15 protein-coding genes are annotated in these 14810 nt (G+C 60.2%); 5 read left to right on the plus strand and 10 right to left on the minus strand.

Going from position 1 to position 14810, the window contains the following annotated elements; all coding sequences use genetic code 11:
• Nucleotides 1-44: 44 nt before the first annotated feature.
• Nucleotides 45-263: a hypothetical protein gene (locus tag FHX15_RS13355; RefSeq protein WP_409527012.1), complete on the plus strand. Its 219-nt coding sequence runs from the start codon at nt 45-47 to the stop codon at nt 261-263.
• 406 nt (nt 264-669) lie between these two features.
• The gene (locus tag FHX15_RS13360) at nt 670-882 is read left to right on the plus strand and encodes a hypothetical protein (protein WP_184397778.1); all 213 of its coding nucleotides are present in this window, start codon (nt 670-672) and stop codon (nt 880-882) included.
• Nucleotides 883-1006: 124 nt separating this feature from the next.
• Here FHX15_RS13360 and FHX15_RS13365 read toward each other — a convergent pair whose 3' ends face one another.
• Genes FHX15_RS13365 through FHX15_RS13385 form a run of 5 tightly spaced genes read right to left on the minus strand, consistent with a single transcriptional unit; the run spans nt 1007 to nt 5931 of the window.
• Nucleotides 1007-1300 (minus strand): DNA-binding protein, encoded by a 294-nt coding sequence (locus FHX15_RS13365; RefSeq protein WP_184397780.1) that lies wholly within the window; start codon nt 1298-1300, stop codon nt 1007-1009.
• Complete coding sequence (locus FHX15_RS13370) at nt 1297-2571, minus strand: O-antigen ligase family protein (RefSeq protein ID WP_184397782.1); 1275 nt, start codon at nt 2569-2571, stop codon at nt 1297-1299. Before FHX15_RS13370 ends, FHX15_RS13365 begins: the two co-directional genes overlap by 4 nt.
• The gene (locus tag FHX15_RS13375; protein ID WP_184397784.1) at nt 2568-4127 is read right to left on the minus strand and encodes an undecaprenyl-phosphate glucose phosphotransferase; all 1560 of its coding nucleotides are present in this window, start codon (nt 4125-4127) and stop codon (nt 2568-2570) included. The genes FHX15_RS13370 and FHX15_RS13375 overlap by 4 nt, the downstream gene beginning before the upstream one ends.
• A 55-nt stretch (nt 4128-4182) precedes the next feature.
• Nucleotides 4183-5352, minus strand: coding sequence for a glycosyltransferase (locus FHX15_RS13380; protein ID WP_184397786.1), 1170 nt, complete (start codon nt 5350-5352; stop codon nt 4183-4185).
• Between the two features lie 3 nt (nt 5353-5355).
• Nucleotides 5356-5931 (minus strand): polysaccharide biosynthesis/export family protein, encoded by a 576-nt coding sequence (locus FHX15_RS13385; RefSeq protein WP_184397788.1) that lies wholly within the window; start codon nt 5929-5931, stop codon nt 5356-5358.
• 187 nt (nt 5932-6118) lie between these two features.
• Between FHX15_RS13385 and FHX15_RS13390 the strand changes: the two genes are divergently transcribed.
• On the plus strand, nt 6119-8269 hold the full coding sequence (locus FHX15_RS13390) for a GumC family protein (protein WP_184397790.1): 2151 nt from the start codon (nt 6119-6121) through the stop codon (nt 8267-8269).
• 3 nt (nt 8270-8272) lie between these two features.
• Here the strand turns inward: FHX15_RS13390 and FHX15_RS13395 are convergent, their stop codons facing one another.
• Both FHX15_RS13395 and FHX15_RS13400 read right to left on the minus strand, forming a co-directional pair.
• Nucleotides 8273-9508, minus strand: a complete 1236-nt coding sequence (locus tag FHX15_RS13395; RefSeq protein WP_184397792.1) for a GNAT family N-acetyltransferase — start codon at nt 9506-9508, stop codon at nt 8273-8275.
• 123 nt (nt 9509-9631) lie between these two features.
• Nucleotides 9632-9841 carry a DUF2842 domain-containing protein gene (locus FHX15_RS13400; RefSeq protein ID WP_184397920.1) on the minus strand — a complete coding sequence of 70 codons (210 nt, stop codon included), beginning with the start codon at nt 9839-9841 and terminating at the stop codon, nt 9632-9634.
• 115 nt (nt 9842-9956) lie between these two features.
• Here FHX15_RS13400 and FHX15_RS13405 point away from each other — a divergent pair, with 115 nt between their 5' ends.
• Nucleotides 9957-11060 (plus strand): COX15/CtaA family protein, encoded by a 1104-nt coding sequence (locus FHX15_RS13405; RefSeq protein ID WP_184397794.1) that lies wholly within the window; start codon nt 9957-9959, stop codon nt 11058-11060.
• Nucleotides 11061-11180: 120 nt separating this feature from the next.
• Entirely contained in the window at nt 11181-11348 is a 168-nt protein-coding gene (locus FHX15_RS13410; protein WP_184397795.1) for a hypothetical protein, read from the plus strand.
• Nucleotides 11349-11357: 9 nt separating this feature from the next.
• Here the strand turns inward: FHX15_RS13410 and ubiA are convergent, their stop codons facing one another.
• The 3 genes from ubiA to FHX15_RS13425 form a co-directional block, all read right to left on the minus strand.
• Nucleotides 11358-12272: a 4-hydroxybenzoate octaprenyltransferase gene (gene ubiA, locus FHX15_RS13415; protein ID WP_184397796.1), complete on the minus strand. Its 915-nt coding sequence runs from the start codon at nt 12270-12272 to the stop codon at nt 11358-11360.
• A gap of 119 nt (nt 12273-12391) precedes the next feature.
• Nucleotides 12392-12745: a VOC family protein gene (locus tag FHX15_RS13420; protein WP_184397797.1), complete on the minus strand. Its 354-nt coding sequence runs from the start codon at nt 12743-12745 to the stop codon at nt 12392-12394.
• A gap of 101 nt (nt 12746-12846) precedes the next feature.
• Nucleotides 12847-14571, minus strand: a complete 1725-nt coding sequence (locus tag FHX15_RS13425) for an ABC transporter ATP-binding protein (RefSeq protein ID WP_184397922.1) — start codon at nt 14569-14571, stop codon at nt 12847-12849.
• Between the last annotated feature and the right edge of the window lie 239 nt (nt 14572-14810).

A 14810-nucleotide genomic window follows, 5' to 3' on the forward strand; every position in this document is an offset into this window, starting at 1 on the left:
GTGTAAGCAAGGAAAATAGCAGGCAAGCGTAGTTTGGGCATATGATGATCGACAGTAACAGGCAGGATTGCCGGCAGGCCCTTGCGGCTGCGTTTAGGGCCCTTTCCGACGAGGCCGTGAAAGCCGGCTGGCCGGAAGGTGAGGTTGCCCTCGCCCTTGCAGAGCTTGCCGAAGCGCATGTGGCCGAGGTTGGCGCCAAGGCGATCGTCGAGGGCTTCTACCACTCGCAGTTTTACGCGGCGGGTGGCCGACTGAAATTCTGAACTGAATCTGACGCCCCGCCAATCCTCACAAAGCAGACCAGCCGTCAACCATGCGACGCGTCGGGCTTCTCAACCGCTTGCTGTATCGAGGCAGTGCTGCAGGACTATGTGGTATTCGCCGGCGACGCTCAACCAGGCATCGCTTGAGATCTTCGCGACAATGAAGCTGCTGCTTGGAGATCTGATCCTTACGGGCGAGGGAAAGCGTTTCATCCACTTTCCCTCTGATCCACACACACTCCCGCGCGGCCCGCAACGCGCGAGGCACGAAATTGTTCCCCAGAAATTTGATTGCGCGATTGCTAAAATTTTTGGCTACGCGCATAATGCTGATAAAGCTGGCAGGGAGGGCGTCGGCTGCGCAACAATGACGGTGCGTTGTGCCCTCTAAGGGAAATGTGGCGCGATGTTGAAATCGTCAGTTCACCCCCAGGATTTACCGCTCTTTTCGGAAGATATCGACCTGCTGTCGCGGGTTCTGATCCGGGTTTGCGATGACAGCGGCATCGCTCCTCGCACGCCCGAAGCCGATCGGATCGGCGCGGCACTCATACAGCTTTACAGGCAGGGCGTGAAGGATAGCGGCAAGCTGACCATTCTCGCCAAGACCTATCTCTGAAGCTCAGTTTCGCCCGATACGGACACCGTTTTGGCGATGCCTCCGGTTCGCTCCCTTCGTCGAAGAGATAGTCAGGACAGACGCCCCAAACCGCTCGACAGGACAGGCAAAAGGCCTGATCTCGTCAATCGTCGTTGGCTGCGTTGAGGTTTTCAGGCCGGATGCCGTCATCGCTGGAACTGCGGGCGCGCAGGCGTATGCCAGGACCCCCCTCATCCTGATTGCCGCTGGCGATGAAGACAATGCCATGGGCCTCTAGCGTGTTGCGCACATCGATCATGGCGCGCGTCTCGCCCGCCCAGTCGCCCTTTTCGAGCGCTGCAACCGTTTCGACGGAAAGTCCTGCATGAGCTGCGAGGTCCTCGATGCTCATGCCGATCATGGCGCGTGCGCCGCGTATCTGTGGCCCTGTGATCATGCCCGAAATCTAGCGCCTTTACCGAACTTCTCAAGTGTCTGTGAGCGGCTTGAACGCCTGTGGCGAACTTCCAGCGCCGCACAGCCCCAAACGATGCCAAACAGCAGATAGACATGCCGCCAGTGGTCGATGTCGATCACATTGCCGATCGCCGCATGGCCGAGAACGGAGATCCAGGCGACCATGAGAAAAGGTTGCCACGGCCGGTCGAGCAGCATGTTTCGGAAGCCGAGAGTGAGCGTCCAGCACAGCATGCCGACATAGCTGACGAAGCCGAGCCAGCCATAGGTGGTCAGCGATTTCAGCCAGATATTGTGCTCGTCTTCCGGAAACATAGTGCCGAAAACCAGTGGTCCTATACCAAGCGGCCGTTCCATCATCATCTGGAAGCCGATGCGATGGCGGTCGAAGCGGCCGAGATGCTCGCCGTCATATTGCTGTACGAGCTGGGCGCGAGCCGAGAAGAGCGCGCTGACTTTGGGAACCTGCAGTGCGACCAGCAGCGAGGCCGCCATCAGGATGATCGCGCCGAGCGACAGCACCAGCACCCTGAGGCGAAAAGAACCGCTGCGCTCCTTTAGCAGCATGATGAAGATCAGCATCACCACGCCAAAGGCGAAGAGGCCCCAGGCCGCGCGCGAGAAGGAGAGGAAGATGCCGAGCGCCAGGATGAGCAGCGCGCCCGCCTTGATAGGTGAAGTTCTGAGGCTGCCGGCAAGAATACCGTGGACGAGGTAGAGCCCCGGAGGCACGAGGAACGGGCCGAAAACGTTGGGATCCTGGAAGGCGCCCTTGGCGCGGTCGTAAAGCGTGAAGACTTCCGAGCCCGGAAAGGCGTGGAAATAGCCGAGGATGCCGAGCAGGGACGTGATGACCGCCGCAAAGCTCCAGGCATTGAAGATCAGCGGCAGCCGCTTGTGGCTGTCCTCGATGATCGCGGCGTAGAAGATGGAGGTCAGCGCCAGAAAGGTGGAGACGGCAATATACATCGGGCCGGTCGCCAGGTCCCGCATCTGGGTGAGCGACAGCATGCCGCCGATGTTGAAGGTGAGCAGCAGCGCCAGCAGCGGCGCCGTGGTGCGGGATATCTTCAGGCCGAGGATAAACCAGAGACCGATCAGCCCTGCCATCCACAGTTCATAAGGCGCCGGCTCGTCGATGACGAAGCCCGACAGGAAGACCCCGAAAGCGACCGCCGCCGAACCGATGAGGCGCAGCGTCAGCCGTTGCGGCTGCGCCACGCGCGCATGGGGGGCGTCGATCGCGCTCAATAGGCGTTTTCCGTGTTGAGCAGCCGGATCGGCGTCAGGAACAGGATCTTGAGGTCAAACCAGAGCGACCAGTTCTCGATATAGTAGAGATCGTAGGCCGTGCGGAACTTGATCTTCTCGTCATTGTCCACTTCCCCGCGCCAGCCGTTGATCTGCGCCCAGCCGGTGACACCGGGCTTGACGCGGTGGCGGGCGAAATAGCCGTCGACGATATCGACGAAAGCACGGTCGCGTGCCTGGGCGAGCACGGCGTGCGGACGCGGGCCGACCAGCGAAAGCTCCCCCTTCAGAACATTGAAGAGCTGCGGCAACTCATCAATCGAGGACTTGCGGATGAAGCGGCCGACAGGAGTGACGCGCGGATCGCCTTTGGTGACTGCCGCCCGTGCTGTCGGATCGCCCATATCGGCGTACATGGAGCGGAACTTGAAGACGTTGATGATCTCGTTGTTGAAGCCGTGACGCTTCTGCATGAAGAAGACCGGCCCTTCCGACGTCGCCTTCACGGCAATCGCTGTTGCCACCATAATGGGCCAGAGCAGGCAGAGCGCGATGGTGGCAAAGAAGATATCGAACGCGCGCTTGGCGACGGAATCCCAGTCGCGGATCGGCTTCTTGAAGATGTCGAGCATCGGCACCGCGCCCACATGCGAATAGGCGCGGGGGCGGAAACGCAAGCGATTGGCATGTGCGGCAAGGCGGATGTCGACCGGCAGCACCCAGAGCTTCTTCAAAAGTTCGAAGATGCGCTCCTCGGCAGATAGCGGCAGTGCGATGATCAGCATGTCGATGCGCGTCATCCGCACGAATTCCACGAGCTCGCTGACCGTGCCGAGCTTCGGGTATCCAGCCACCATGATCGGCGAGCGCTTTTCGCCGCGATCGTCGAAGATGCCGCAGATACGAATGTCGTTATCCGCCTGCTGCTCAAGCAAACGGATCAGTTCCTTGGCTGGCTCGCCGCCGCCGACGATGACGGCACGGCGCTCCATGATGCCGTTGCGTGCCCATTTGCGCATGCCCTGTGCAACGAGGAAGCGATCGGCAACCAGGAAGAGTGCGCCGGCAATAAACCAGATGGCGTAAGATGCCACAGTTGCAGTGCTAAGACTAAGGAAGAGCGAGAAAATGCCTGTCGTCAACACGAATACGATGGCGAATGCGACGAACACGCGCGGCAGATATCGCACGCGGGCCCTGAGAGCCGGAATGGAATAGGTGTCCGCGAGCTGAAGTGCCACGACCGTCAAGGCTGAAACGATCGCCGCTACAACGGCCCGCATCAGCATTCCATCGCTGCCGTCGCCGGGCGCAAAATAGAAGGTGACGAGGCCGATGGCGAATTGCGTCAGGAATTCCAGCAGCCGCAACTGGCCGATGATGATGGCAGGCGAATAGGTTCCCTCACGAAATTGTTCGGCGATCTGGCGGGCGAAGGGATTGATCTGCTGCTTCTCGCCGGCATGCATGTAGGCGTCGCCGCGTGTCTCTGCATCAGAAATCTGCCTGCGCAGGGTTTCTAAGTCGAACTGTTCGCTCTTTTCCGGCTTGTTCATGGGGCTTCGTCGCTCGTTGATGTGAGCGGGATAACAGAAAGCCCCTAAGAAACATTTACGAGGCGGCCGGCCTTGCCTGTGCCGCAGCGGGATGGACAAGTTCGCCGTAGAGTTTCAGCACCTCGCGGGCCATGATCGGCGCGGAGAAGATCGATTTGACTGTGTCGGGAGCGGGCATGACCTTGTCATGCCAGCCAGGTACCGTCAGAGATTCCGCCATCACCCGCGCCAGATCATCGGAATCTCCCGGTATCACCAGTGCGGGACTGTTCGCCCCGAGCACCTCCGGAATGCCGCCGACGCGCGAGGCTATGACGGTCTTTCCGGCGCCTAGACCTTCCAGCACGATATAGGGCATGGCTTCGGCACGGGAGGGGACGACGAGGTTCTGCGCCATTGCGAAGGCTTCCTTCACGCGCATAGCCGGCAGCATGCCGATGCGCTTGCCGAGGCCGCGCTCGACCATCATCTCACGATAGCGATCACGGTCAGGCCCGTCGCCGATCATCAGCGCCGAAAGCGGCCGGCCAAGCAGGCGCTCGGTCTTGGCGAATGCATCGATGAACAGATCCGGACCTTTGAGGTCGCGCAGCATGCCGACATAAATGAAGTGGACCGCATCGGAGCGGGTCGGAATGTCGGAAAAATCCCGCGCGCCGATGCCGTTATAGATCAGCCGGTTCATGACCCGCGGCCGGCCCACCTTGGCGGCGTAGGTCTGGCGTTCGTATTCGCAGATGAAGACCAAGGCATCGGTAAAGTATTCCTGCAGCCGCTCCATGCGCAGCACGAACTGGCCGAGCAGGGAGGCGCGGGAGTAATGCAGGCTTCCGCCATGCGCAGTATAGAGGCGGGCTACGCGATACCTGTTGACCCGCAGGGCTGAGCCGGCAAGCCGCGCAAGCACGCCGCCTTTGGCGCCGTGCCCGTGCAGCACATCCGGCCGCAAGCTCCTGATTTCTTTGAATGTATTCCAGAGAACCACCATGTCGGACGGGCTGATGGAGCGCCGGATCGGAATGCGCGTCAGGCCGAGCGAAAGATAAGGGCGGATATCGTCGAAAAGACTGTCCTCATATTCGCCACCGGTCGAGCTGTCGCAGATGATGCCGATCTCATGACCTGCCCGGCTATGCTCCTCCACCAGATCGCGGACGTGACGGAAGATCCCGCCGACCGGCGACCTAAAGCAGTGAAGTATGCGGAGAGGCCTCTGCTCTGCCATCAGCTAGAAGAGCCGTTCGCGGACATAGATCGTATCGCCGGCGACGATCGGGCCGGAAATATTGACACGGCCTGTCAGCACTTGTCCGTTGATCTTGCGCGTGACGTCGACCATGCTCTGGTTGGCGCGGCTGGTAAAGCCGCCGGCAACTGCGATGGCATTCTGCACGGTCATGCCCGGAACATAGGCATATTGGCCCGGCTGGCCGACTTCTCCCATGATGAAGATGGAACGGTACCGGTCGACGTCGATGGTGACATCGGGATCGCGAAGATAGCCCTGCTGCAGCTTCTGGGCGATCTGGCCGGAAAGCTGTTGCAAGGTGCGACCGCGGGCCGGAACTTGGCCGATAAGGGGGAATGCGATGTAGCCGGCCTGATCCACCGTATAAGTATTTGTCAGAGTCGCCTGGTCGAAGACTGTGATGCGCAGGCGGTCGCCGCTGTCGAGCGAATAGGGCTGGATGGTCGCCTGGTTGAAGGCCTTCGGCGCTGGCCGGTAAGTGGTGCAGCCCGCCAGTGCAGCCATCGTGGCGGCGAGGCTCATAGCCATCAGGATCTTGGGCAGGACGAGAGGCATCCGGTTGCTCACAGGAAGATAGTTTAGTCGAGCCGTTATCGATCTATTAGGGTTAATGCCCGGTAAAAAAGCCGCCGATTTCCGTAATTCCTTTATCACGGGCGGCGTTATCTGCAGGGGAATTGCCATTAACCGTTGAGTTACCATGGTCGTTTACGCTTGCGGCAGTTTGTATCGGAGTATGAGCATGTCCCGCGTAGCGAGTGATCAGGATGTGGACATCGACCTCGGCCAGCTTGCGCGCGCGGTCTGGACCCGTCGTCTGAGAATATTGACGATCACCGCGTTGGGTGCGGCTGTTGCCTTTGCCGGCGCCAAGATGATCTCACCGCAATATCGCAGCGAAACGCGCCTTCTCATCGAACCGCGTGCTCCGGCTTTTGCCAATACGCAGACGACCGATGCCGGCGCCGGACCGCTGCTCGACGAACTGAACATCGCCAGCCAGGTGCAGATCCTGCAGTCGGCGGACCTCATCAAGCAGGTCATCAACAATCTGAAGCTCTATAATCTGCCGGAATTCGATGCCGCGGCGAACGGCTCCGCGCTCACCGATATCCTCGTAACACTGCATCTGAAGAAAAACCCGCTGGAGAATCCGCCGGAAGAGCGCATCATTGACGCCTTCACCGAGCGCCTACAGGTCTATCAGGTGCCAGGCTCACGCGTCATCGGCATCACTTTCACTTCCAAGGACCCGAAGCTCGCGGCCAGCATTCCAAACGCCATGGCGCAGGTTTATCTGGCAATCCAGAGCGGCGCCAAGCTTGCTTCCAACACCGAAGCCACCCGCTGGCTCGAGCCGGAAATCGAGAACCTGCGTCAGAAGGTGAGCGAGGCCGAGAAGAAGGTCGCCGACTACCGCACCACCCACGGGCTGCTGCAGACCAATGGCACGACCACCTTTCCCGCACAGCAGCTCAACGATATCTCCGTCGAGCTGACCCGCGTGCGCACCGACAAGGCGAATGCCGAGGCGAGGGCGCAGGCCGTGCGCAATGCACTGTCGTCGGGCGAAGCCTCCGACACGCTGCCAGACATCATGTCCTCTCAGGCGATCCAGCGCCTGAAGGCGACGGAATCCGGCTTGCAGTCGCAGATATCAGACCTCCAGACGAGCCTGCTCAATAATCATCCGCGGCTGAAGAGCCTGCGCGCCCAGCTTGCCGATATTCGCACGCAGATCCGGCAGGAAACGCAGAAGATCCTCGCCAGCATCGAGAATGAGACGAAAGTCGCCGACCTGCGCGCCAAGGAACTTGAGCAGCAGTCCGATAGACTGCAGGCCAACAGCGCCCGAGCGGGCGAAGACGCAGTCGGCCTGAACGCGCTGGAGCGGGAGGCGAATGCCCAGCGCCAGCTTCTCGAAACCTACCTCGTTCGCTACCGCGAGGCCGCGTCCCGCGCCGACCGCAATTCCAGCCCGGCGGACGCCCGCATCGTTTCGAAGGCGATCGAGCAAGTCGATCCTTATTTCCCGAAAGTCGTGCCCATTGTCATCGTTGCCGCCATCGCGACACTCATCATGAGTGCGATCGTCATCATGCTCTCCGAACTGTTCAGTGGCCGCGCGTTGCGCCCGGTGGAAGGCGCCGAAGTTGAGGGTAGGGTCGAGGAAGAAGGGCAGGGTGGCGAAACACCCGTGTCTGCTTTGACGCCTGTTAAGCCGAGCATGCTGACGGCTGCCATCGATGACGACGAGGAGCCGGAGGTGAAGCCGATAGAGGAAGTGCCTGCCGACGGCAGTGAATTCTCGGTTTCGTCCGTCGCGAGCTATCTCACCGATTGCCGCGCTCCGCTCGCCGTCTCTATATCCCCGACCGGTGACAATGGTTCGGCCGTAACCGTTGCCCTTGCGCGCGTGCTTGCCGATACTGGACGTCGCGTGATCCTGATCGATATGACCGGCAGCGGCTATCCGAGCGAGTTGATGGCCGAGAACCCGGAAGCACTGGGCGTTACCGATCTTCTCTGTGGCGAGGCTGCCTTCGGCGAGACGATCCACGGCGACCGCATGTCCGACGCGCATCTGATCCCGCAGGGGGTGAGTGATGTGCGTCGCGCCATGCGAGGCGTCGACAGGCTTTCGCTGCTGCTCGACGCACTGACTTCGGCCTATGATATCGTCATTGTCGAATGCGGGGCGGCCGATGTCGCCGGCGTTTCGCGGCTGACACGCAGTAAGGAAATCGAGGTCATCCTGTCGCTACCGGTGATCGATGAAACTGCTTTCGTCGGCCTGATGCAGGATTTCCAGACCGCCGGTTACGAGCGCGTCGTCCTGATGTCTGGCGGCGAAGAGGCTGCCGCGCGCAGCCCCGCGCGCCACGCGGCCTGATCTTCAGCCGAGCTTTGCCCGGATGTTCTGGGCGAATTTGTAGAGACCGGGGCGGGCCTTGATGAAGGCCTTGCCACGGGTGATCACCCGGTGCGCCATGCCGGCTGCGATGCCGATGCCGGAGATCGGCAAAACCACATCGTAATGATCGGTTTCGACCGGCGCCCAGGAGCGTTTGTAGGTCTGGTCGCCAAGTCCGAAATCAAAGAGCGCGACCCCCTTGCCGTGCAGGCTTGCGATCATTTGCCAAAAGAGGAATTCGCCGGGGCTTGTATCGGCAATCAGATCCTCGTCGATCGCGCCGAACTGGCAGATGACATGGTCGCCCTTGCGGGAAAGTCCCGATAGCGCGGCAATGCGCCCCTCATAATCGCCCCTCAGGCGAAGGGCGCGCATCTGCAGGCCGAAATTATCGCCATTCCGCTTGTCGATCAGCCCGTGCAGGAAGGCCTTGGTCTCCGCATCCGCAAAGACATCGGGCAGTCCGAGCGAGGCGAAGCGGGCGCTTTTCAGGCGGAAGAACATATTAAGCAGTTCGTGTTGCTCCGCCGAGGTTTCCGGCACGATATAGTCGAAGCCGCCGACTGCCTCCAGCCGTCGGCTCTGCGAGCGGAATTTCTTGCGCCGGCTCTTGGCATTCAGCTGCTGCAGCGTCTTGTCGAACGTTTCGAGGAGCGGAAGCTGATAGGCGTGGTTCTGGTTCTGCACCATGGGCAGGCCCGAGAGCATGTTGGGTCGGCCGCGCCATTCCAGGGGGATATTCTGCAAGAGAAGCAGGTCGGTCTTGCCGGCGAATGCTGCATGAAGCTGGGCGGCAAGGTGATGGCTGTCGACACCATTGCTGTTTTCGGCAAAGGCGTGCGAGACAAGGCCGGTATTAATGTTGCTGTGGTCGGCGCCGATGAATTTGGCGATCCGTATGCCGCGCGAGACGACGATTTCCACCGGCAGGATAAAGGCGGTCTGGTCACCGCTCCTTCCGCGCAGGATGGCGAGCGGACGGCGGAAAGCCGCAACCCAGGCTGCGCACCAATCGTAGCTCTGATGCAGCGAGGAAAGATTGTCGCGCTCCAGTGCACGCCATTCCTCTTCGAGCGGCTCCATCCTGTCGAAAAGCTCGATAGCGAGTTCGGCTAGGGCGAGTTTCGCGCTGAGTTGCCGCAGCCGCGAAATGCCGGCTTCGGCTTGCGCCACAGCGTCGAATTTTTGCTCAAGGACATCGAGCCTCTGCGTCTGCACGGGTCTTTCTCCGATCGAGAGATTGCTGCAGAGGAAGCTAGAGCGGGCAGGCGTATATTTGGTTTAACCGCCGCGTCAGGGCGAGGTTTTCGACAATCAGGGTTATCCCGCCGTTAACAGGTCCTATTGCTGTTTCGGTCCGGCCATCCATTTGATGATGACCATAGCCGGCAGCACCCAGAGCAGGCCGGTCAGCAGGAAATAAAGCAGATGACCCCACCAGGGCGCGTTGCCGAGTGTGGCGACCGCAATCGTGTTTGCCAGAACCGCATAGAAGAGCACGAGAACGATAATCAGGATCGTGCCGATGAATTTGCGAAGGCGGACGGGCATCATATAGCTTCCGAACGAATGGGACTGAGCCGGCGCGACGGCATGCCGCAAAGGTTCGGGGCTTGTTTTGCATCAGCCGGTGGGGCAAATCAACTGCCGGATAAAAGGAGAGATCATGGTCGTCGCGAACCTGAGCCCGGAGCAGGCGATTCGCACTGAGGTGCGCAGGCAGAACAACAACCGCCGCGCGGTTCGCATCTGGCTTGGCTTTGTGTTGCTGGCGCTCTTCTGTCTTGTGCTCGTGGGAGGCGCAACGCGGCTTACCAATTCCGGTCTCTCCATTACTGAGTGGAAGCCGATTCACGGTGTCATTCCACCGTTGAACGCGGCCGAATGGGAAGAAGAATTCAAGCTCTACCAGCGTATTCCCGAGTTCCAGCAATTGAACAGTGACATGACGGTAGATCAGTTCAAGAGCATCTTCTGGTGGGAATGGGCACACCGGCTGATTGCACGCGGCATCGGCGTCATCTTCGCGCTGCCGCTCATCTTTTTCTGGGCGACGGGCCGGATAGAAAGACGTCTGCGCTGGCCGCTTGTCGGCATCCTGGCGTTGGGTGGCCTGCAGGGCTTCATCGGCTGGTGGATGGTTTCGTCCGGCCTTGCAGTACGCACCGACGTTAGCCAGTACCGCCTCGCCACCCATCTCGTCATGGCCTGCCTCATCTTCGCATCCTGCATGTGGATCATGCGCGGACTCTCGCCGCATTCCGACGATCCGGCGCCTACCAAGAATTCCCATCGCTGGGCGGCAGCGATCGCCATCTTCTCGCTCTTCCAGATCTATCTCGGCGCGCTGGTCGCAGGCCTCGACGCCGGATTCACCTATAACACCTGGCCGCTGATGGATGGCGCCGTCGTGCCCGGTGACCTCTTCATCCAGCAGCCGTTCTGGATCAATCTATTCGAGAATCCGAAGACGGTGCAGTTCGTCCACCGCCTCGGCGCCTATACGCTTTTCACGCTGGCGCTCGTCAACCTGGTGATTGCGTTGCGCGCTGCATCTTGGACCACCCACGCGCGCCGGGCCGTCGTGCTCTTCGCGCTCGTCACGATCCAGGCGGCTATCGGCATTACCACGCTGCTGCTCGAGGTGCCCTTGCACTGGGGGCTGCTGCATCAGGCCGGTGCCCTCGTGGTCTTCGGCTTCGCCGTCGCTAACTGGCGCGGCTTTTACGGCGAGTATCCCCGCACAACTGTCATCGCCGAGCGCGACTGAGCAGAACCAGTTCCCGCTGGGTCGCGGAAGTGTGAACGATACCAATGTGATAGTCATCGCGCCGCTTCGCCTTGACATGCTAAACTCGCGTCTGGGCGATCCTGTGAAGGGGGTGTTCAGATGAACAGATTTCGCACGTTCGTGATGGCCGGCGTGCTGATTGCGGTTTCCGCGACCGTCTCGGGCTGCACATCGACGGGACGATACGACTACGGCGAGGATACGTCCCTGAACCCGGCCTGTGCCGGCGGTTTCCGCCCCAGCGACAATCGCCCGTGCACCTATTGAGCGCATAAGCTACCAGCTTCCGGCAAGGGCCGAAATTGCCAGCAATAGACCGGTGAGGATATTCGCCAGGAACAAGCGGTAGTTCACATCTGGGCGGGCAAGGTTGATTCGCGTGGTCTGCCAAGCGAGATGCATAGCTATGACGAGCATTCCAAACGCGTAGGCCAAGGACATGCCCGTCAGCCAGCCTCCCAGCGACCACGCGAGGATGGCGACTGCGTAAAAGAGGCCGACGATCAGCTTGCCGTGCCGGCCGAACAGGATCGCCGTCGATTTCAATCGGAGCTGCTTATCGTCTTTCACGTCGACATAGGCGTAGACGGTATCGTAGCCGATCTGCCACGCGATAGTTCCGGCCCACATGACGACGGCTCCAGCGGGGATATGGCCGGTAAGTTCAGCCCAGGCCATGAGCATGCCCCAGTTAAACGCCGCGCCCAGCACCGCCTGCGGCCAATGGGTAAAGCGCTTGCAGAACGGATAGACGAACACGAGCGGCACGACGCATAGGGCGACGAGCCGGGTATAGGGCGTCAGAAACAGCAGGAGAGATGCTGCCAAGGCGAGTTCGATGGCCAGAAAAGTCAACGCCTGACGGACGCCAATCCGCCCACTTGCCAGTGGTCGAAAACGGGTCCGCTCGACATGACCATCAAATTTCCGGTCGGCAATGTCGTTAATCGTAGAACCGGCACTTCTCATCAGCAGGGCGCCAAGGGTGAAGACGGCTAGCTGCTGGATATTAGGCAAGCCATGCGCCGCCTGAAACAGCGCCGCCCAGCATGGAAACAACGTCAGCCATATTCCGACTGGGCGATCCAGTCGCGCGAGTCTCGTATATGGCCGCCATGCACCTGGTAGCAGGCGGTCTACCCAGTCACCTTGACGAATGTCGCTCAAGTCCGGGCGGTCTAACATATTCATGTCGTGTTCCGGTCGGTATCGAGAATTCTCAATGAAAGCAGTTCATATGTGCGTCGCCGACCAGAATAGAAGCTTTCGCAGGTATCTCAATGATCGTCCCCGCGTTGTGAGGGGCCGAATCAAACTGCGTGAGAGAGTATATTCAATAGCTTTCCGGTAGGGTCGCGAATGAAGAAGCGCCGTACGCCCCAAGGCTCGTCGGTCGGGCCATACAAGACCTCGTGCCCACCTGCCACGGCGCGCCGATGCACCTCATCCACATCGTCGACCTCGATCGAAACGTCGGGGACTGCGGTTCCCGATCCGCCTTCCGTTGCGATGCCGATCTGGGCGATGGCTCGCAGGTCGGACGCAAGGGTGACGATCCAGCCGTGATCCATCACCACCTCAAGATCGAACAGGCCGGAATAGAAATTCCGTACCTCTTCGATCGAAGCGGTGGCAATGTTCGGCACGATGCGCAGCACTGTCATAGTGTCCCTCCTTTGGCTTGACGAGAGATAGGGTCGCTGGATCTGCGGAACAGTTCGAATCCTGTCTGTCGAACTGTTTCCGCAACTCTCGCCCGCAAACCTCAGATGCTTGCCTGCAGCCCGTAGAGATTGGCATAGATGCCGCCGCTCTCCATTAGCCTGTCATGATTGCCTTCTTCGACGATACCGTCTCCGGTGAGCACGAGAATGCGGTCGGCGTGGCGGATCGTCGAAAGGCGGTGCGCGATGACGAGTGTCGTGCGCCCCCTGGCAAGGGTCAGGAAGGCCTGCTGCACCGCCCGCTCGCTTTCATTGTCGAGCGCGCTGGTCGCCTCATCGAAAATGAGGATGGCGGGATTCTTGAGGAAAGCGCGGGCAATCGTCAGCCGCTGCCGCTGCCCGCCCGACAGTTTGACCCCACGTTGGCCGATATCGGTCTGATAGCCCTGCGGCAGTGCCATGATGAAATCATGCGCATGGGCAGCACGGGCTGCAGCTTCCACCTCATCGTCCGTCGCATCCGGGCGTCCGTAGCGCAGGTTGTCCGCAACCGTACCGGCGAAGAGATAGACATCCTGCTGCACCACGCCGAGGTGCCGGCGCAGCGAGGCAAGCGTCACGTCGCGGATGTCGATGCCGTCGATTTCGATCGAACCTCCGGTGACGTCGTAGAAACGGGGAAGCAATGCGCAAAGCGTACTCTTGCCGACGCCCGACGGGCCGACGAGGGCGACGAATTCGCCTGGCCGGATGGTCAGCGACAGGTTGTTCAGCACATCCGCTCCGTCCCCATAGCTGAAATCGACATTCGAGAGCCGTATCTCTCCTTTTGGCGTTCGCAATTCACTGGCCGAGGGGCGATCCACCACGTCAGGGTCGATTTCCAGGATCTCCATCGCTCTCACGAAGCCGGTATAGCCCTCCTGCCAGAGCCGTGCGAGGTTCGCCATGCGTTTGACCGGATCGACGAGAACCCCGACGCAGAGCAGGAAGGTCAGGAGATCGGCAATGGTGAGTTCCGCCGCAAGGATGCGCAGTCCGCCAAGGATGACGACCAGAAGCGTGATGATCTGGGCGAAGGTCTCGGCGCCGGCGGAGAACCAGGCTTCGCTGCGATAACCGTCGGCGCGGCTCTGAAGGAAGCGCCTGTTCAGCGCGGCGAAGCGCCTCCGCTCCAGATCTTCATTGGCGAACGACTGGACGACGCGGATGCCGGCCAGCGCATCCTCGACCCTTTCATTGACCGCGGCGATCTCCTGTTTGCTCGTCTCGAGGGCGCGACTCATGCGCCGGTTGAAATGCAGCGCATAAGCCACGGCAAAAGGGGTCAGGAGAAGGATCAAAAACGCAAGCTGGAGATCGATGAAGAATAGAACCGCCATCGCTCCGCTATATTTGAGGATCGCGATCAGCAGGTCTTCCGGCCCATGATGGAAAAGTTCGCCAAGCCAGAAGGAGTCGCCGACGATGCGGCTCATCAATTGGCCGGTGCGGTGCCGGTCGTAGAAGCCGAAGGAGAGCTTCTGGCAGTGATCGAACAGTTCCTGCCGAATATTTGCCTCGATATGGGCGCCCATCATGTGGCCGCGATAATCGACAAAGAAGATCGCGCCCGTCTCGATCGCCACGATGGCCAGCATTACGCTACCCATACCCAATATCTGCCAATAGGCCGTAGCCGTATCCTTGAGCTCGATAAAATGGCTCATGACGATGTTGGCGCAGAGCGGCAAGGCAACTGCGGCAGCAGCGACGACGACGGCACAGGCAACATCGGCGATGAGCAGCCGAAGATGCGGCCGGAAATAGGATAGGAACCTGCGCAGGCGCAGCTGGCCCCCGTTGTTTATTTGCTGTGCGGTTGAGAGGCTGTGGTTAAGACGCGGCGGGTGTTTCCTCGCGCGTGAAAGCAAACTGGACATGAAGACGGATATCCTGAGTGTTGATCTTGGTCTTTTGGTTGCTCAGGATCGTTTTCATGAGTGCCTCCCATCGGCGTGGAACAGGAGCTCGTACCCTTCAAACGGCACGGCCTTGCTGACAGCGTGCCGCTTTTACCGCAAAA

The organism is Rhizobium sp. BK650 (assembly GCF_014195325.1).
Classification (GTDB): domain Bacteria; phylum Pseudomonadota; class Alphaproteobacteria; order Rhizobiales; family Rhizobiaceae; genus Rhizobium.